The following is a 16,035-nucleotide window of genomic DNA, read 5'->3' on the forward strand; positions in this document are numbered from 1 at the left end:
GTAATGGTGATCCTGACCGACGCGCATACAGCACGGCCCTTCGTAGCCTCGTTGAATGACTACCAGTTCGAGACCACGCCTACTGACGTCCGTCCAGATGGCGCGGTTCGTCGCGTACGGGTCGGTGCGGCTGGACGCCGTCGTCCCGGCCGGCATGAACGACGAGGCCGTGAAGGTGCTGACCGAGGGCATCCCGCCGGTGCCCTACGGCACGCCGGTGGCGGAGGCGTTCCCGGAGGGCTCGTTCGCCCGGCGGCTCGTCGATCTGCCCGAGGTCGCCGGGGCGCTGCGCAGCCTCGTCGGGCCTGGCCCGACCGTCGACCACCACGCCGTCCACGTCCGCGACCCGCGCGGCGGGGAGGCGCAGCCGCTGCACGGCGACGCCATCATCGACACCCGCGTCGACGCGTTCGACGTGCAGCTCATGTACTACCCGCACGACGTGACGCTCGAAATGGGCGGCACGCTGAGCGTCCCCGGCAGCCACTTCCGCCGCACCAACGAGAGCGACACCGGGCGGTACCAGAACCTGCGCGGCCAGACCCGGCTGGTGTGCCCGGCCGGCACCGTCGTGCTGCTCCATCATGGACTGTGGCACGGCGGCCGGCGCAACGACAGCGACACCGCCCGGTACATGTTCAAGATCCGGTTCAACCCGACGGTGCGCCAGGTGCGGCTCTGGGACACCGGCGACCTGGCCGATCCGGAGGTGGCCGAGATCCTGTCGACCCGGTTCCCGTGGTACGAGGCGGCCACCGCCCGGCTGGAGTACTACAACCGGATCCGGATGTGGCGGGCGCTCACCGGCGACGACACGTTCGACATCGAGTACTGGATGACCCGCGTGTCCAACCGCCCGCGGCGGGTGGCGTCATGAGCGCCCCGGTCGTACGCCAGCAGGTTCTTGTCCTCTACCTGTCGACGTCCGCATTGGACAGTGAGGTCGTCGGCTGGGCGCGGTACGACGGCACCGGCCGCACCTCACCCACGACCGGCGACAGCGACGAGCCTCCATACCGGACCGGCGTCGCCGCGCTGTGCGATGGCTGGCGCCTCATCCAGGCGTCCCCGCTGATCCCGCCGTACCCCGGGCACGAGTACGACGTCTCGTTCCTCAAGCACGAGTTCTTCTTCGAGCGCCTGGTGAACGTGTCATAGCGGGCCTCATGCGTGCTTCACGGTGCGCAGGTCCAGACCACGGGCTGGATGACGCCCTTGGCGTCATCGGCCTGGCCGGCGACGATACGGCCATCTTCGCTCACCGTGGACGCGATGTTGGCCGTGGACGAGTGGTGGTTGTTCAGGTCCGGCAACGTGATCATGCCGTTGCCGGTGGACAGCGCACCCTGGCCCTTCTCGGTCGAGCCGACCAGCCACCCGGAGCCGTTGGCGTCGCTCGGACTCATCGACACGGCCGGCAGCCTGGTGTACTGGCCGGTGGTCAGGTCGAGCCGCACGGGCGTGACGCGGCGGTCCGATCCACCCTTGACGAAGGTCTCGTCGCTGGACACCACCCCGTAGGCGACGTTCCGCTGGATCGAGTACGGCCGGAAGTACTCGCCTTCCGACGGCTTGGGCAGTGTGCGCCCCTTCCCGTCGGGGCCCCACAGGTACGCCTGGGGCGTCCTCTTTCCCGTGGAGCGCAGGAGCGCCAGCACGCTGCCGTCCTCGCCGACGGCGACCACGTTGCCGGTCCACCCGGAGGGCATCGGCAGGTACGTGGCGGGGGCCGTGGCGGAGCGCCAGACCACCGGCACCGAGTCCGGGGTGCCGCCGCCCTGGCCGACGATCACGCCGGCCTCGTTGATGGCGATCGCCTCGCCCGTCCTGACACCCGCCAGCCTGCTCACCTTTCCGTCGCGGTAGACGTACGGCACCGGCCCGGCGTCGCTCCACCCGGATCCGACCGCGACACCGGCGGTGTTGGCGTCTCGAAGCGACTGGTCGTCGCCCGGCACGTCGACGGTGCGAGTGGTGCCGTTGTCCCAGATCACCACCGGGTACCTGCCCTTGTGCCCCTTGGGATACGCCCGGCCCAGCAGCAACCGGCCGGTCGGGTCCGCACCGGTGACCAGGGCCATCGGGTGACCGCCCGGAATGGGCAGCCGCGAGACCGTACAGGACGTGGGAGGGGTCACGGCCGGCGACTCGGTCGGTGGCGGCGGCGTCGCGGCGATCGAGCCGCCCACCGCCGGCTCCTCGCGGCTCAGCGCGTCCGTCACCAGCGGCACGCTGGCGACCGCCACCGCGGTGACCGCCGCGCAGGCACCCATCCGGGTCCAGCGCCTGATCAGGCGCCGGCGCCGCCCATCGCTGACGGCCCGGGACACGTCGACCTTGGAGGCCGTCGTGGGCTCCACATCGAGGACTCGCAGCACCGCGACCCCGTAGCGCTCCTCAGACTCCACCGACCCTCACTCCGTCCATGCCAGTGCGTTCGACCGATCACCCAACACCTGCCGCAAGGTCGCCAACCCGTGGTGGGTCTGGCTCTTGACGGTGCCCTCGGAACAGCCCAGGATCTCGCTCACCTCGGCGACCCGCAGGTCATACAGGAACCTCAGGACCAGCACCGCCTGCTGGCGGGCTGGGAGCCCCGAGAGGGCGGCCCGCACGGCGGTGCGGTCGTCCACACCCATGTCGGCCGTGTTCGGACGGTCGGGCGCGCTCGCGAACAGCCGCACCCGGGACCATGCCAGGCGCTTCTCGTCCACGAACGTGCGCACCAGGATGGTGCGCGCGTAGGCGTCGAGGTTCGTCGCCGCCCGCGCCTTGTCCCAGTGCACGTAAAGCTTCGTGATCGCGTCCTGGACGATGTCGTCGGCGCGGTGCTCGTCGCCGCACAACAGGCACGCCAGCCTACGCAGCGCGGGCAGCCGCGCCGTGACGTACTCGACGTACTCCTGCTCCCAGGCGTCCTTCATCGAAAGTTCCCTCCCGCGAGGTTCCCATCTCAGACGGGGTCACCGGCCGGATCGGTTGTATGGGATCTTCACGGGAATGGACGCCACACAGTTCACCACGCTGTTTCACGCTTATGGTCGCGCCACCGATACTCCCGGTCACCTGGCGGCTCTGGTGGGTGACGACACCGTCGCCAGGAGCGCGGCCTTGGAGCACCTGTGGTCGGCCGTGATCCACCAGGGTACGCCGTGGACCGCGACGCCACCGGTGGCCGTGGCGGTCGCCGCGCTGGTACACGATCCCCGCCTCACCGACGCGGACCTGCGCGCCAACCTGCTCGGTTTTCTCGCCGCCGTCGCCAAGGCGGGCCGGTCGGCCGACGACCTCGACGATCTCGCCGCGCCGGACGGCTTCGACGTGGACGCCGCCCTGGCCGCTGTGCTCGGCACCGACGCCGAAGACGAGATCTGGGCCGACGAGGTGCTGGGCCAGGCCCTGTACGCCCGCGCGCTGCTGGGCTGCCACGCGGTCGTCCCGACGCTGCTCGGCGCCGCCACGTCGGCGCTGTCCGACCCCGAGCCGGCGGTCCGCACGGCGGCCGCGCACGCGGTCGGCGCCTGCCTCGCCGTCTCGACCGAGGCGGCGGCGCTCGCGGAGCGCCTTCACGCACTCGCAGCGACGGCCGGTCCTGACGAAAGAGCCGCTCTGGTACTGGCCATCGGCGAACTCGGACTCGACACGAGCGGCTACCTCGACGACCCGCATCCGGGTGTACGTGCCTGCGCCGCGCTGGCACCCGCACTGGCCGACGACCCGGCCGCCACCGGCGAAATCCTCGCCGCCCTCGCCGATCCCGCCGCCACCGACACCTGGTTCACGCACCGCCCGCCACAACTGCGTACCCGGACCCGGTTCACGCTCGTCGCCGCCGCCATCGCCCGCGTCGACGACCCCGATCGGCTGCTGCCGGTGGCACTGGCCATCGCCCCGATCGCCAGCCGCTACACGATCAGCGAGGAATGGGGGCCGCTGCTGCGCGCCCTCTTCGCCGGCCGCGCCTCCGGCCCTCTCACCGAGCCCCAGCGGCGGTACCTGGGCGCGCTCGTGGCCAACGCCGACCTGTGGGATCCCAGCCACGGCAACGCCCGCGTGCTCTTCCGCGAGACCGGCCTCCCGTACGACCGCGCCACCTGCGAGACCCTGGCTCGCGAGCCCGCCTAGGCGTCCTGCCGGACCGCTATCCGGGCAACTGCCACAGCCGCACGGTGCCGTCGCGGCTGCCGCTGGCGAGCGTCTGCCCGTCCGGCGAGAACGCGACGCACATCGTGTTGTCGGTGTGGCCGTCGAACACGGTCTCCGGCCCGTCCGGCGCCGCCCACAGATGTACCTTCCGGTCGAATCCGCTGGCGAAGGCCACATGCCGGCCGTCCGGGCTGAACTCCGCCTCGTACAGGTCCGGGCCCTCACCGGGCGTCGACAGGTACGTGAGGGTGGGCGGGTTGGCCGCCACGCTCCAGAGCCGGACCGCGCCGTCGCTGCCGGCGGTCAGGACGCGGGAGCCGTCGCTTGGGTCGAAGGCGACGCTGTACACCCGCGGGACGGAGCCGTTCTGGTAGGCGGATATCCGGGCGACCTCCTTGCCGGCGGCCAGGTCCCACAGGAGCAGGTCGCCTTCGCTGCCCACCGCGAGCAGCTTGCCGCTCGGGTCGTACGCGACCGCGTCGTCGTCGGCGTCGTTGTTCTGCAGGATCGTGGTGGCGGTGCTCTTCTCGAGGTCGTACAGCGTGACCTGGGGGCCGGCGATGGCGAGCGTCCGGCCGTCGGGACTGAGCGCGAGCTGGCCGGTGCCGCGCTCCACCAGCGTCGCCAGGTGTTCCCCGGTCGCGACCCGCCACCGGTGGACGCCGCCGCTGTAGCTGCTGGTGAAGACCTCGTCGCTGTCCCGGTCGAAGGCGACCTCGGTCTCGCTGGACGTGGTGCCGCCGAGCGTCGCGATCTTGCGCCCGGTCGCCGTTTCCCACAGCTCCACGCGGTACGGGCCCCACCACGCCCTCGTGGCCGTCACGATCGCGACGACCTTCCCGTCGGGGCTGTACCGCACCCGCGCCACGGGTCCGCCGGCGTCGATGACCCGGCTGGCGAACGCGGGTGTGGCCTGGATCGCGACGATCACGCCCGCGACGGCCACCACCAGCGCCGCGCCCGCCGCCACCAGCGCCCGCGGTCGCGACAGTGGCCGGCCCGGCTCGCCAGCGGGCCGGCTCGGCACCGTGGCCAGCGCCACCCCGAGCCCGAGCGCCGCGGCCACGGTCAGCCAGCCGGTGGTCGGCGGCACGAGCGCGGGCCAGCCGGCGAGGTGCTGCCAGCGGTCCCAGCCGTACGCCAGGACGTTGGCGACGGCGGCGGCGCCCAGGACCAGCGGGGCGTGCCGCCGCCAGCCGGGCAGCGGGTGCCGGCGGGCGCACAGGAGGCCGGCGACCACGGCCAGGATCGCGGCCAGGGCGTCGACCGGAGACACCTCAAGGGGGCGCCAGTCGTACACGTTTCCCACGAGACCGGCGAACGGGTTGGTGCCGTGGCCGGTGTCGACAAGCGCGGGCCGGGCGAGCAGCAGCAGCGTCAAGGGCAGCAGCGCCCACCACGCCCGGCGGCCGCCGGTGCCCGCCTGGAGCAGGCCGCCCGCCAGCGCGACGAACCCGACGCCGGTGGCGAGCAGGTCGATCCGGACGGCCCCGGCGGCGTGCGCGGCGACGGCGGCCGCGAAGCCCACCACGGCCACCACCCCGGCGATCCGAACCGGCACATGCGGCGTCCGCACCGGCTCATCGTGTACTGGCTCATCGTGTACTGGCTCAGCCTGTGGCGGCTCAGCCTGTGGCGGCTCGATGTGGGGCGCCTCGACGGGTGCCGGCTCGACGGCCGCCGCCGCCACGGCGTGCAGGCTGCCCTCGGCGACCACCAGTTCGGGCACCTCGGTGGCGATCGGCGCGATCCGCAGCGCCCGGTGCAGCAGGGTCGCCACGAGCGGGACCCGGCTCGCCCCTCCCACCAGGAACAACCCGTCGACCTGCTCCGGCGGTACGCCCGAACCGCGCAGCACCCGCACGGTCAGCTCGACGGTGCGCCCCAACGGCTCCCGTGCGGCCTTGTCGAACTCCTCCCGCGTCAGGTGCAGGTCGGCGCCGACCAGCGGCACGTGCAGCGGTGCGGTGGCGTGCCGCGACAGCTGCTCCTTCGCCGCCCGAGCGCCGCGCCACAGCTGGTGCCGCGCCTGCTGGTCGGTGGAGGTCCGCGGCCAGTCGAGCCGGCTCCAGGCGTCGGCGGCGCTGGCGGTCAGCGTGCGGGCGTGACCGACCACCGCCGCGTCCAGGTCGAGCCCGCCGACGTCGTCGAGGCCGCCGCTCGCCACGACCTCGAACCCGCCCGGCGTACGCCGTACCACGCTCACGTCGAACGTGCCCGCCCCCAGGTCGTACACGATCAGGCAGTGCCCGGTGCGGACCTGGCGGCCGAGCACGGCCGTGAGGTACGCGGCGGCGGCGACCGGCTCGGCGACCAGCCGGACGCCGGCGAGCCCCGCCCGGGTGGCGGCGCCGGCGAGCACGTCGAGCCGGCTGCGGCCCCACGCGACCGGATGGGTGAGCACCACATCACCGGGCACGGTGCCGGCGACGCGCCGCGCCTCGGTCGCCACCCGGTCGAAGACCGCGCCGACGAGGTCGGGCACCGGCACCTCGCGGTCACCGAGCCACACGACGTTGTCGTCGACACGGCGCTTCGGGTTGGCCTCGAAGGCGCCCGGGTCGGCGAGCGCGGCCCGTTCCGCGTCGCCGCCGGTCAACAGTGGACGGTCGACATCGGATAGCGCGGGATCCGCCGGCACCGCAACGGCTGAGGACAGCAGCGGCGACGAGTCGAACAGCAGCGGCACGACCGGCCGCCCGGCTATCGCGAGGACTGCGACGGTGCTCGAGGTGCCGAAGTCGATCCCGAGCCGATAGCCTCCCGCCGCCACCACGCCACTCTAAGCCCCGCCCTCCACCCCGGAGATCAGGTCTTCGGGCGCTGGTTGATCCGGATCTGGTTGCCGGCCGGGTCGCGGAATGCGCAATCGCGCACACCGAAAGGCTGGTCGATCGGCTCCTGCATGACCTCGGCCCCGGTCGCCCGGATCGACTCGAAGGTCGCGTCGACGTCGTCGGTCTCCAGTACCAGACCGCCCAGGGATCCCTTGGCCAGCAGCTCCTTGAGCGCCTGCGCGTCTTCGCTCGGCCGGCCCACGCCCACGGTCTGCAGGACGATGCCGAGCTCGGGCTGCGCCGCGGGCCCGACGGTCAGCCAGCGCGCGTCTTCCATGGCGACATCCTGGCGCACCTCGAAGCCGAGCGCGTCGCGGTAGAACGCGAGCGCGGCCTCGTGGTCGTCGACTTCCAGAAAGGTGTATCCAACGGCGATATCCATGCCTAGAACGCTACGAGCCCGGGCTGGCCCGCGCTTCTCGATTCCTGCTTGGCCTTGTCACGACTTTTGTCCAGCAGCCGGGGACGGCGGCCATGGCCGCGTGGTTGCGTGCCCGGTAGGCGCTTGGGCTCTCCCCGACCAGCTCGGTGAAGCGGGAGCTGAACGAGCCGAGGGAGGTACAGCCGACGGCCATGCAGACCTCGGTGACGCTCAGGTCGCCCCGGCGCAGCAGCAGCTTGGCGCGCTCGATCCGCCGGGTCATCAGGTAGCTGTACGGCGTCTCGCCGTATGCCGCGCGGAACTGGCGGGAGAAGTGTGCCGGTGACATGAGCGCGGTGCGGGCCATCGCCGGCACGTCGAGCGGCCGCGCGTACTCCCGGTCCATCAGGTCGCGGGCGCGCCGGAGGTGCTTGAGCTCGTCGGGCCTCACCTGGCCAGCATAGACGCGGTGCGGAGAGCCCGGCCCCGTTCCGGGCTCTCCGCGGGCGCTAGCGGGCGTACGGAGTGACGCCGATCTTGTCGATGATCGGCGCGTACCGGGAGCGCAGCAACTCGGTGTACCGGTCGCTGATGTAGGTGGTGCCGTCGAAGTCGGGCAGTTCCTCCGACGAGAACCGGATGGTGTTGTGCCCGGCCTTGAGCTGGACCGGGATGGTCAGGTACCAGAAGTTGTTCGCGTGGAACGTGTGCGGAAACAGCGTCCGGGTCGCCGCCGCCCCGTTGACCGAGATGTCGGCGGGCCGGGCGAGCGGGTCGGGGTTGTAGTGCGAGGCCGGCGACTGCTCCGGGTTCGAGTACCGGACGGTCAGGGCGTACGTGCCGGCCGCCGGTGCCTGGACGTCGAAGGTGAGCGTGTTGGCGTTGCCCGGCTCGCCGCCGACACCGGTGACCGCCGCTCCGCTGACGGTGGCCGTGCCGGCCAGGGTGGCCGCCTCCGCCTCGTACCACGCGGTGTGCAGCGTGCCCGACGTGGCCGAGACCCGCAGCCGGTCCAGGTACCGCTTGCCGCCGGCGCCCGTCACCGTGACCTTGTTGACGCCGCCGTTCAGGAAGACCTTCACCTCGCTGGTCTTCCGGAGGTCGGCGACCTGTTGGCCGTTCACGGTCACGGCGGCTCGGCTGCTGCCCTCGCTGTCGAACCTGAGGGTGTGCTCGCCGTCGCCGGCCGCGTACACCCAGAAGGTCGCCGACCGCTCCCCCGCCAGGTTGAACCGGCCGGAGCCCGAGACCCCCGGTTGGCTGTAGTCGATACGCCCGTCGCTGAGCGTGGCGTACTCGGCCTCGTAGATGGCCTCGGCGGCGGCCGGGTTGGGCAGCGCGAGGGTGATGCGGTCGACGATCGCGTCGCCCTTGGTGGCCTTCATGCCGTCGAGGCTGCGCGCGGCCAGGCTGATCACGTGGTCGCCCTTGGTGAGCGGCACCGTGGTGTCGGCATGGTCCCACACCACCCACTTGTAGCCCAGCGGCAGCCGCATCTCCTGCTCGGCTCCCCCGTCGACGCGCAGGAAGACGTTGGTCGGGCCCTGCTCGGCGACCGCGTCGAAGGTGTTGAGGCTGTTGGCGAAGACGCTCAGGTCGTAGACGCCGGTCTCCGGCACCGAGACGTGGAAATCCAGCGTGAGGCTCGATCCGGTGCGCAGCCCGCCGACGTTGTACGTGCCGGACGTGTAGAACTTGGACACATCGGAGGGTGAGCCCTCCGGTCCGTTGCGGTAGTAGGGAGAGCCGGTGTGCGCGGCGCCTTCGGCCTCGTAGCTGGCGCTCCAGAGCTTCGGCGGGACGGCCTGCGAGGTCGCGTTGCGGCCCGGGGTCAGGATTATCTGGTACGCCGAAGACTCCTTGAGCTTCGGCAGCACACCCCCGAAGTCAACGGTGACCGTGCCATCCGAGACCCGCTGGTCGAACTCGGCGACAACCTCCGGCTGTGGTGAGTCGCCGATCTGCCCGGTCCACGGGATCTCCTGCACGATGACGTGCGCCGTGGTGCCGAACATGCCGGCGTTCTGGAACGTGACCACGCCCTCGCCGGACGCGCCGCCGAACAGCGCTCGCGCCTGCCGTTTCGCCTCGTCCACTGTGGCCACGCCCTGCATGGTGTAGCTGACGTTGGGGAACTGCGGTGTCACCTTGACGGTGTGGCCGCTCATCTGGGCGTACGCGTGCAGCAGCCACCACTGGCCGTTGCCGCGGTTGGCCTGTACGGCGGAGTCGCTGAGGTTGCCGTCGATGTTCCAGTACGCGATGTCGGCGTCCACCTTGGACTCCTCGATGGCCGATACCCACTGGATCATCTGGCCGGGCACCGACGTGTGGTAGTTGAAGGCGTACTCGTTGATGTTGATGGGCAGGTGCCGGCCGAGGAGCTCGTCTTCCCAGGCGCGGTACCTGGCGACGCTGGTGCGGATCCGCGCCGGATCGCTGAGCTCGTGCCAGGTCATGACGTCGGGCACGGTGCCGGCTTCGATGGTGTGCGACAGGAACCGCCTTACCTGGTCGTAGAGGACGCTGGTGTTGGGTCCGGCGATCCGGGCGTCGGGCATCTTGCCCTTGATGAGCGCGTACACCTCGTCCCAGGCGGCGAAGTAGTACCGCGGGTCGGAGAGCCAGCTGACCCGGTTGTAGCTCCACTCGCCGGTGCCGAACATGTTGCCTTCGGGCTCGTTGAACGGCACGAAGACGATGTTGTCCTGGTACTTCGGGTCCAGCGTGAGCACCTGGTCGACCTGCTTGGCGATCTTGGCCTTGAAGTCGTCGAGGCGGGCCTGCGGGGTGTCGCCGGGCCACTGGTAGGGGAAGCCGCGGTAGATGTCGGTCATGTAGATGTAGACATCGCCGTCGGTGCTGTCGGCGAGCGGCTTGACGACTTCGAGCGCGTCGGCGCCGGGGTGCTGCGGCCCGTCCTGTGCCTTGGTCGAGACGGTGCGCAGCCTCATACCCTCGATGAGGTTGCGCGAGGGCACGCCTTCCCCGTAGAGGCCGTACAGCGTGCCGGACGCCCCGCCGTGGAAGGCGCCGGTGTTCGTGCCGAGGTCGATGGTGAGGTCACCCGGTGCCACGACCCGAACGTTAGCGGTCACCGTGATGCCCGCGGCGACCCCGGTGACGGTGAACGTGCCGCGCCGGGCGTAGGAGTCGGGGTCGACGGCGTTCCAGGTGACCGGCACCTCGCGGTCGATGCCGTCCGTGTACGCCCCGGTCACGGCGGGCAGGACCGGTGCCGTACCGACGGTGGTGCTCACGTCCACCGTGGTCTGTTTGACCGAGGTCAGCGTGGCGAGGTGGTCTCCGGCGAGCCCGGCCACCTGCGCGGCGCTGAACGCCGTGTCGTAGACCCGGAAATCGTCCAGCGCACCGGCCAGAAACGGGTGCCCGTTCCAGAACGGCTTGCCCAGGTACCCGGACGTGGTGTTGGACGCCGAGTGCATGGTGGCGGCGAGGTCGAGGCTGGCGGCGGTGGCGCCCACCTTCGCGCCGTTGATGTAGTACGTGATCGTGCGCCCGTCGATGGTGGTGACGAGGTTGACCCAGCGGTCGGTGGGCAGCTTCTGGGTGGCGGTCACGCCGACCTCGGAGCTTCCGTTGACCGGCTTGATGGACGAGCGGGTCCTGCCCACCCCGCTGTACGACGGGGTGATGAACGTGGCGGTGTTGAGGTCCTTGCCCATGCAGTAGACCCACTGGAAGTCCTCGCCGCCGGTCCACTTGACCCAGGTGGAGATCGTGGTGGCGGTCAGTCCGGCGAACAGTCCATTAGGGATCGACACGTATGGCGCCGTGCCGTCGCCCGCGCCACCGCCGCGCAACTGCAGCGCCTGCGACCCGTCGGCGCCGGCCGCCACCGTCGCGGAGCCCGGGTTGACGAGCGTACCGGTAAGGCCCGACCCGGACCGGTCGGCGATGACGCCGGTCGACAGGTCGCCCTCGAAGTCGTAGTGCAGCACGAGCCGGGCGGACTCCTCCGCCGCGGCCGGTGCCGGGTGTCCAAAAAGGAGGGCGGCGGCGAGCGCGGCCGCTACTGGCTTTCTTGTCATTGCGAGCTCCGTTGTGCGTAGGCGGCGGCGAGGATGAGGTAGCTGCTGGCGGTCCAGGTGTAGGCGCGGTCGCGCAGTCCGGTGCCGGTTTCGGCGTCGAAGTTCTCGGCGAAGCCCGACTTCTCGCACAGCGCGCGAAACCGGTGACTGATCTCGTCGGCGAGGCCGGTGTGGCCGGCGCGGCGCAGCCCGTCTTCGATGAGTACCGTGGACGGCGCCCAGATCGGGCCGCGCCAGTAGCCATCCGCGGAGTAGTGCGGCGAGTCGACCGGTTCGGTGGCCAGGCCGTGCGCGGTCAGGTGGGCTTCGATGCGGCGGGCGAGCGCCGCGGCGACATCCGTGGGCAGGTCGGCGCCGAGGACGATGGGCATGAGGTCGAGCAGGCTGGTACTGGCCTGTGGCTGGCCGGTTTCGGCGCGGCGGGCGGTGAAGCGCTCGCCGTCCCACAGCTGGTCGAGCATGGCGGCCTGGATGCGGTCGGCGGTGCTCGCCCAGGTGGCCGCCGGCACGCCGAGTTCGCCGGCCAGGTCGGCGAGGCAGCGCAGTTGCAGGACGAGGAAGGCGGCCAGGTCGGCGGTCTCGATGACGCGGTCACCGTCGAATGTGGTCGCGTTGTCCCAGCCGCTGTCGTTGCCGTGCTGGTAGTGCGGCAGGTCGTGACCTGGTACGCGGCGTGACTCCAGCCAGAACCCGGTCCAGTCGGCCAGCCGCGCGTAGGTCTCGGCCAGCCGCGCGCGATCGACCGGCCCGTCGAGCAGGCGCCGCAGTGCCCAGCCGTGGATCGGCGGCTTGACGTAGTTGTAGAGGACCTCCGAGTGGGTGACGGAGTCCGGCAGGGCGCCGGCCGGGTCCTGGTGGTCGAACGGGAGCTGGAACTGGTCCCACGCCAGCTCCGGCTCTCCGGCGGCGAGCGCGATGGCGTTGAAGCAGTGGTCCCAGCTCCACACCTTGTCCATCCAGTGCTTGGACATCAGCACGGCGGGCCGGGCGAGGAAGCCGGCGGGACTGACGGTCGCCGACCACAGCACGTACGCGGCGAGCTCGGCGGCGGGGGTACGCGGGCCGCGCCACGGTGCCACCGCGTCGACGAACTCGGCGAACGTGACCGCCGCGGCGTTCACGATGCGGTCGAAGGGGACGGTGGAGGCGTACGGGCGCCGGGCGGTCTCGTACTCCTCGATGGCGACCTCCCACGGCTGCCCCGCCGGCAGCGTGAGGTGACGGTCGGCGGCGGCGAGGGCCTGGGCTCCCTCGACCTCGACTGGTTCGCCACTCAACACGGTGAGGCGGTAGCGGCGGCCGGTCTCGTAGGAGGTGAACACGTAGGAGCCGTCGACCGGGTCGCGGTAGAGGTACGTGCCGCTGAACGGGGTCAGGGCCGGCGCGGCCGCCGCGATCCGCATGCCGAGGCCGTCGCCGCGCATCCGGATGGTGTCCGGGCTCTCGTAGGCGAGCTCGACCCGGCCGGTCTCATGCCGCCACGTCAGCAGCGCCGGTGTCGCGACGACAGTACTGTCCACAACGGATGGCGTGAAGCGGAGCACGGGATGCAGGCCGGTCTGGTGCGAGATCAGGTGCAGGTCTTCCGCGTATGTGTGCTTGGCCACCACCGGTGAGACGTTGAGCCAGGATCCGCGGTAGCTGAACGGGATGTCCTGGATAGAGAACATAGGTGGCAGCTCACTCTCAGTCTTTGATGGCGCCGGCCGTCACGCCGGCCGCGACGTACCGCTGGGCGATGATCAGCAGGATGGTGGCCGGGATGGAGGCGACCACGGCGGTGGCCATGATGGCGTTCCACTGCTGGTTGTTGTTTCCGATGTACTGGTAGATGCCGAGGGTGATCGGCCGGTGGTCTCCGCCACCGTCCAGGGTGGACGCGAAGATGAAGTCGGACCACGCCCAGAGGAAGGCGAACAGCGACACGGTGACGATGGAGTTGCGGCTGACCGGTAGCACCACCGACCAGAACGTGCGCAGCCGGCCGGCCCCGTCGACCACGGCCGCCTGTGTCAGCTCGTCCGGTATCCCGGACATGAACGCGGTGAAGATGAGTACCCCGAACGGCACCGCGATCGTCGAGTCGGCCAGGATCAGGCCGGGTATCGAGTTGAGCACGCCGAGGTTGAGGTAGATGGCGTAGAAGCCCATCGCCATGATGATTCCGGGGATCATCTGGGCGATCAGCAGTACGAAGCTGAGCGCCCCGCCCCCGACCGGACGCAGCTTGGCCAGTGCGTACCCCGCCGGCGCGGCCAGCACGACGGTCAGCGCGACGGTGCCGAGCCCGACCAGCAGGCTGGTTCCGAGGTACGGCAACTGCTGGTCCAGCACCGCCCGGTACCCCTCCAGCGTGCCGTCGACGGGGAACAGGTGCGGCGGGTCGGCCCGCATGTCCTGGTCGCGGGTGAACGACACGTTGATCATCCAGTACACCGGGAAGAGCATGACGGCCGTCAGCACCAGCCCGATCACCGTCTTGATGGGACTCCTCATGCCTGCTGCCTCCGCTGGATCCGGATGTAGATAAGCCCGAAGATGAGGGCCATCACGATCAGCAGGTTGCCGACCGCCGCGCCGGGCCCGAAGGCGGGCAGCAGGTTGCCGAACCCGAGCCGGTACGACCAGGTGGCGAACGTCGTGGAGGAGTCGGTCGGCCCACCCCTCGTCATGATCCAGATGATGTCGAAGACCTTCAGCGTGTAGATCAGGCCGAGCAGCAGCGTGATGGCCGATACCGGGCGCAGCATCGGAAACGTGATCCGCCAGAACCGCTGCCAGCCGGTCGCGCCGTCCAGCGACGCCGCCTCGTAGAGGGTGCCGGGTATCCCCTGCAGGCCGCTGTAGAGCACGACCAGGTTGAACGGGATGCCGATCCAGACGTTCGCGATGATCACCGACACCAGCGACCACTGCGGCGAGGTGAGCCAGTTGACGGGCTCGACGCCGACCACGCCGAGCGCCGCGTTGACCACGCCGGCCTCGCTGTTGAGCATCCACGACCAGGTCGACGCCGACACGATCAGGGGCAGCAGCCACGGCACGAGAAACAGCGCCCGCAGCGTGCCCGACAGCGGGAAGTGCTGGTGGAAGAAGACCGCCAGCGCCATGCCGATGGTGAACTGGAAGGCCAGCGACGCGCCGGTGAAGACCACGGTGTGCAGCAGCGCCGGTCCGAAGGTCGGGTCGGACAGGATCTTGCCGTAGTTGTCCAGCCCGGCGAACGGCGCTCCACCTTGGACGAACGAGCGGACCGTGTAGGTACGCAGGCTCAGCTCGATGTTGCGATAGAGGGGGTAGGCGTAGAACGCCAGCAGGTACAGCGTCACCGGCGCGAGAAACGCCCACCCCGCCCAATCGCGCGTCTTACTTTGTCGCACTTGCGGCCGTGGTCTGTGCGGCGGACAGTGCGTCCTTGGGCGACTTCGATCCGCTGAGCGCGGCCTGCGTCGCGGTCCACAGTGGTTCGGAGATCTTCGGGTACTTGGTGCCCAGGTTGTCACCGGTGCGCCCCTTGGCGGCCTTGACCGCCTCTACCCAGACCTTGAGCTTGGCGTCGGCGGCGACCTGCTTGTCCTGTACGGCCGCGACCGGAGCGATGTACGACAGGGTGGTGTCGGTGGTGAGCAGGTTGTCCGGGCTCGTCAGGCAGGACACCAGCTTCTGCGAGGTGGCGTACCGGCCGGTGTCGCTCTGCACCGGGATCGAGACGAACTCGCCACCGGTGGGAGCCGGTGCCGTGCCGCCACCGCTGGCCGGGATCGGGATGATCCCGTACTCGAAACCGAGCTTTTCCGCGTTGCCCAGCTGCCACGTGCCGTTCTCGCTGAACGCGTAGTCGCCGCTGGCGAACTCCTGCCAGCTCGTGGTCTGGGTGTTGTTGATGACCGAGTTCGGCGCGTATCCCTGCTTGAGCCAGTCCGTCCACAGTGTCAGCGCGGAGACCGCCTGCGAGGAGTCCAATGCGGTCAGTTGCGCGCCGGAGCCCCAGAACCACGGCAGGAACTGGAAGCTGCCCTCCTCGGTGCCGATCGCGGAGAAGGTGATGCCCTTCTTCCCGGCGCCCTTCACCTTTGCCAGCGCGGCGGTCAGCGACGGCCAGTCCTTCACGGAGGCGACGTCGACGCCCGCCGCGGTCAACACGTCCTTGTTGTAGTAAAGAGCGAGCGTGTTCGCCCCGATCGGGACGCCGTACGTCTTGCCGCCGCTCTGGCCGGCGCCGAGCAGGTTCGGCTCCATCGCCGACGTGTCGAGCTTCGTCTCCTCGGTCGTGGTCAGCGCGCCCGCCTCGGCGAGCGTCGAGATCACCGGGTTGTCGATGATCAGTACGTCGGGCGAGTTGTCCTGCTGCGCGGCGAGCAGCGCCTTGTTGGTCAGGTCGGTGGTGTCGTAGCCGGTCCGCTCGACGGTCACGCCGGCGGAGGTGCCGCAGCTCTTGAGCAGCTTGACCCACTCGGAGTCGTCGTTGAACTGCGGGTACGGGTCCCAGATGGCGTACGAGCCGCCACCGTCCGAGGAGCCGTCGGAGGAGGACGAGGACGAGCAGGCGGTCGCGGCGCCGGCGAGCGAGACGGCGACCAACGCGGCGCCCACGGCGCGCCACCTGCGGGCGGGGGTCTTCATATCGATGCTCCTAGAG

Annotated in this window: 13 protein-coding genes; 3 read left to right on the forward strand and 10 right to left on the reverse strand. The window is 70.5% G+C overall.

Going from position 1 to position 16,035, the window contains the following annotated elements; translation table 11 throughout:
• Window positions 1-55: 55 nt before the first annotated feature.
• Entirely contained in the window at window positions 56-877 is an 822-nt protein-coding gene (locus QMG73_RS10605) for a phytanoyl-CoA dioxygenase family protein (RefSeq protein WP_281894095.1), read from the forward strand.
• On the forward strand, window positions 874-1,158 hold the full coding sequence (locus tag QMG73_RS10610; protein ID WP_281894096.1) for a hypothetical protein: 285 nt from the start codon (window positions 874-876) through the stop codon (window positions 1,156-1,158). Before QMG73_RS10605 ends, QMG73_RS10610 begins: the two co-directional genes overlap by 4 nt.
• A 17-nt stretch (window positions 1,159-1,175) precedes the next feature.
• On the opposite strand, the gene QMG73_RS10615 is transcribed toward QMG73_RS10610, so the two are convergent.
• Window positions 1,176-2,408 carry a hypothetical protein gene (locus QMG73_RS10615; RefSeq protein ID WP_281894097.1) on the reverse strand — a complete coding sequence of 411 codons (1,233 nt, stop codon included), beginning with the start codon at window positions 2,406-2,408 and terminating at the stop codon, window positions 1,176-1,178.
• 6 nt (window positions 2,409-2,414) lie between these two features.
• The gene (locus tag QMG73_RS10620; protein ID WP_281894098.1) at window positions 2,415-2,924 is read right to left on the reverse strand and encodes a SigE family RNA polymerase sigma factor; all 510 of its coding nucleotides are present in this window, start codon (window positions 2,922-2,924) and stop codon (window positions 2,415-2,417) included.
• Window positions 2,925-3,000: 76 nt separating this feature from the next.
• Between QMG73_RS10620 and QMG73_RS10625 the strand changes: the two genes are divergently transcribed.
• Entirely contained in the window at window positions 3,001-4,125 is a 1,125-nt protein-coding gene (locus QMG73_RS10625) for a hypothetical protein (RefSeq protein WP_281894099.1), read from the forward strand.
• Between the two features lie 16 nt (window positions 4,126-4,141).
• Here QMG73_RS10625 and QMG73_RS10630 read toward each other — a convergent pair whose 3' ends face one another.
• From QMG73_RS10630 to QMG73_RS10665, 8 genes are all read right to left on the reverse strand, one after another.
• The gene (locus QMG73_RS10630; RefSeq protein WP_281894100.1) at window positions 4,142-6,919 is read right to left on the reverse strand and encodes an Hsp70 family protein; all 2,778 of its coding nucleotides are present in this window, start codon (window positions 6,917-6,919) and stop codon (window positions 4,142-4,144) included.
• Window positions 6,920-6,954: 35 nt separating this feature from the next.
• Window positions 6,955-7,365 carry a VOC family protein gene (locus QMG73_RS10635; protein WP_281894102.1) on the reverse strand — a complete coding sequence of 137 codons (411 nt, stop codon included), beginning with the start codon at window positions 7,363-7,365 and terminating at the stop codon, window positions 6,955-6,957.
• A 10-nt stretch (window positions 7,366-7,375) separates the two neighbouring features.
• Complete coding sequence (locus tag QMG73_RS10640; RefSeq protein ID WP_281894388.1) at window positions 7,376-7,750, reverse strand: helix-turn-helix transcriptional regulator; 375 nt, start codon at window positions 7,748-7,750, stop codon at window positions 7,376-7,378.
• A 103-nt stretch (window positions 7,751-7,853) separates the two neighbouring features.
• Window positions 7,854-11,396, reverse strand: a complete 3,543-nt coding sequence (locus QMG73_RS10645) for a LamG-like jellyroll fold domain-containing protein (protein ID WP_281894103.1) — start codon at window positions 11,394-11,396, stop codon at window positions 7,854-7,856.
• On the reverse strand, window positions 11,393-13,066 hold the full coding sequence (locus QMG73_RS10650) for an amylo-alpha-1,6-glucosidase (RefSeq protein WP_281894104.1): 1,674 nt from the start codon (window positions 13,064-13,066) through the stop codon (window positions 11,393-11,395). Before QMG73_RS10650 ends, QMG73_RS10645 begins: the two co-directional genes overlap by 4 nt.
• Window positions 13,067-13,082: 16 nt before the next feature.
• Entirely contained in the window at window positions 13,083-13,892 is an 810-nt protein-coding gene (locus QMG73_RS10655; protein WP_281894106.1) for a carbohydrate ABC transporter permease, read from the reverse strand.
• The gene (locus tag QMG73_RS10660) at window positions 13,889-14,725 is read right to left on the reverse strand and encodes a carbohydrate ABC transporter permease (protein WP_281894107.1); all 837 of its coding nucleotides are present in this window, start codon (window positions 14,723-14,725) and stop codon (window positions 13,889-13,891) included. Before QMG73_RS10660 ends, QMG73_RS10655 begins: the two co-directional genes overlap by 4 nt.
• Window positions 14,726-14,762: 37 nt before the next feature.
• A complete protein-coding gene (locus QMG73_RS10665) occupies window positions 14,763-16,019 on the reverse strand; it encodes a sugar ABC transporter substrate-binding protein (protein WP_281894108.1) in 1,257 nt (418 codons plus the stop codon).
• Window positions 16,020-16,035: the final 16 nt, after the last annotated feature.

This window comes from Phytohabitans aurantiacus, assembly GCF_027923225.1.
GTDB classification, from domain to species: domain Bacteria; phylum Actinomycetota; class Actinomycetes; order Mycobacteriales; family Micromonosporaceae; genus Phytohabitans; species Phytohabitans aurantiacus.

Bases quoted from the DNA above. Each gene is read 5' to 3' on its own strand.
- QMG73_RS10605 (WP_281894095.1), top strand. From the start codon at position 56: ATGACTACCAGTTCGAGACCACGCCTACTGACGTCCGTCCAGATGGCG.
- QMG73_RS10610 (WP_281894096.1), top strand. From the start codon at position 874: ATGAGCGCCCCGGTCGTACGCCAGCAGGTTCTTGTCCTCTACCTGTCG.
- QMG73_RS10620 (WP_281894098.1), bottom strand. From the start codon at position 2,924: ATGAAGGACGCCTGGGAGCAGGAGTACGTCGAGTACGTCACGGCGCGG.
- QMG73_RS10625 (WP_281894099.1), top strand. From the start codon at position 3,001: ATGGACGCCACACAGTTCACCACGCTGTTTCACGCTTATGGTCGCGCC.
- QMG73_RS10635 (WP_281894102.1), bottom strand. From the start codon at position 7,365: ATGGATATCGCCGTTGGATACACCTTTCTGGAAGTCGACGACCACGAG.
- QMG73_RS10640 (WP_281894388.1), bottom strand. From the start codon at position 7,750: ATGGACCGGGAGTACGCGCGGCCGCTCGACGTGCCGGCGATGGCCCGC.
- QMG73_RS10645 (WP_281894103.1), bottom strand. From the start codon at position 11,396: ATGACAAGAAAGCCAGTAGCGGCCGCGCTCGCCGCCGCCCTCCTTTTT.
- QMG73_RS10650 (WP_281894104.1), bottom strand. From the start codon at position 13,066: ATGTTCTCTATCCAGGACATCCCGTTCAGCTACCGCGGATCCTGGCTC.
- QMG73_RS10655 (WP_281894106.1), bottom strand. From the start codon at position 13,892: ATGAGGAGTCCCATCAAGACGGTGATCGGGCTGGTGCTGACGGCCGTC.
- QMG73_RS10665 (WP_281894108.1), bottom strand. From the start codon at position 16,019: ATGAAGACCCCCGCCCGCAGGTGGCGCGCCGTGGGCGCCGCGTTGGTC.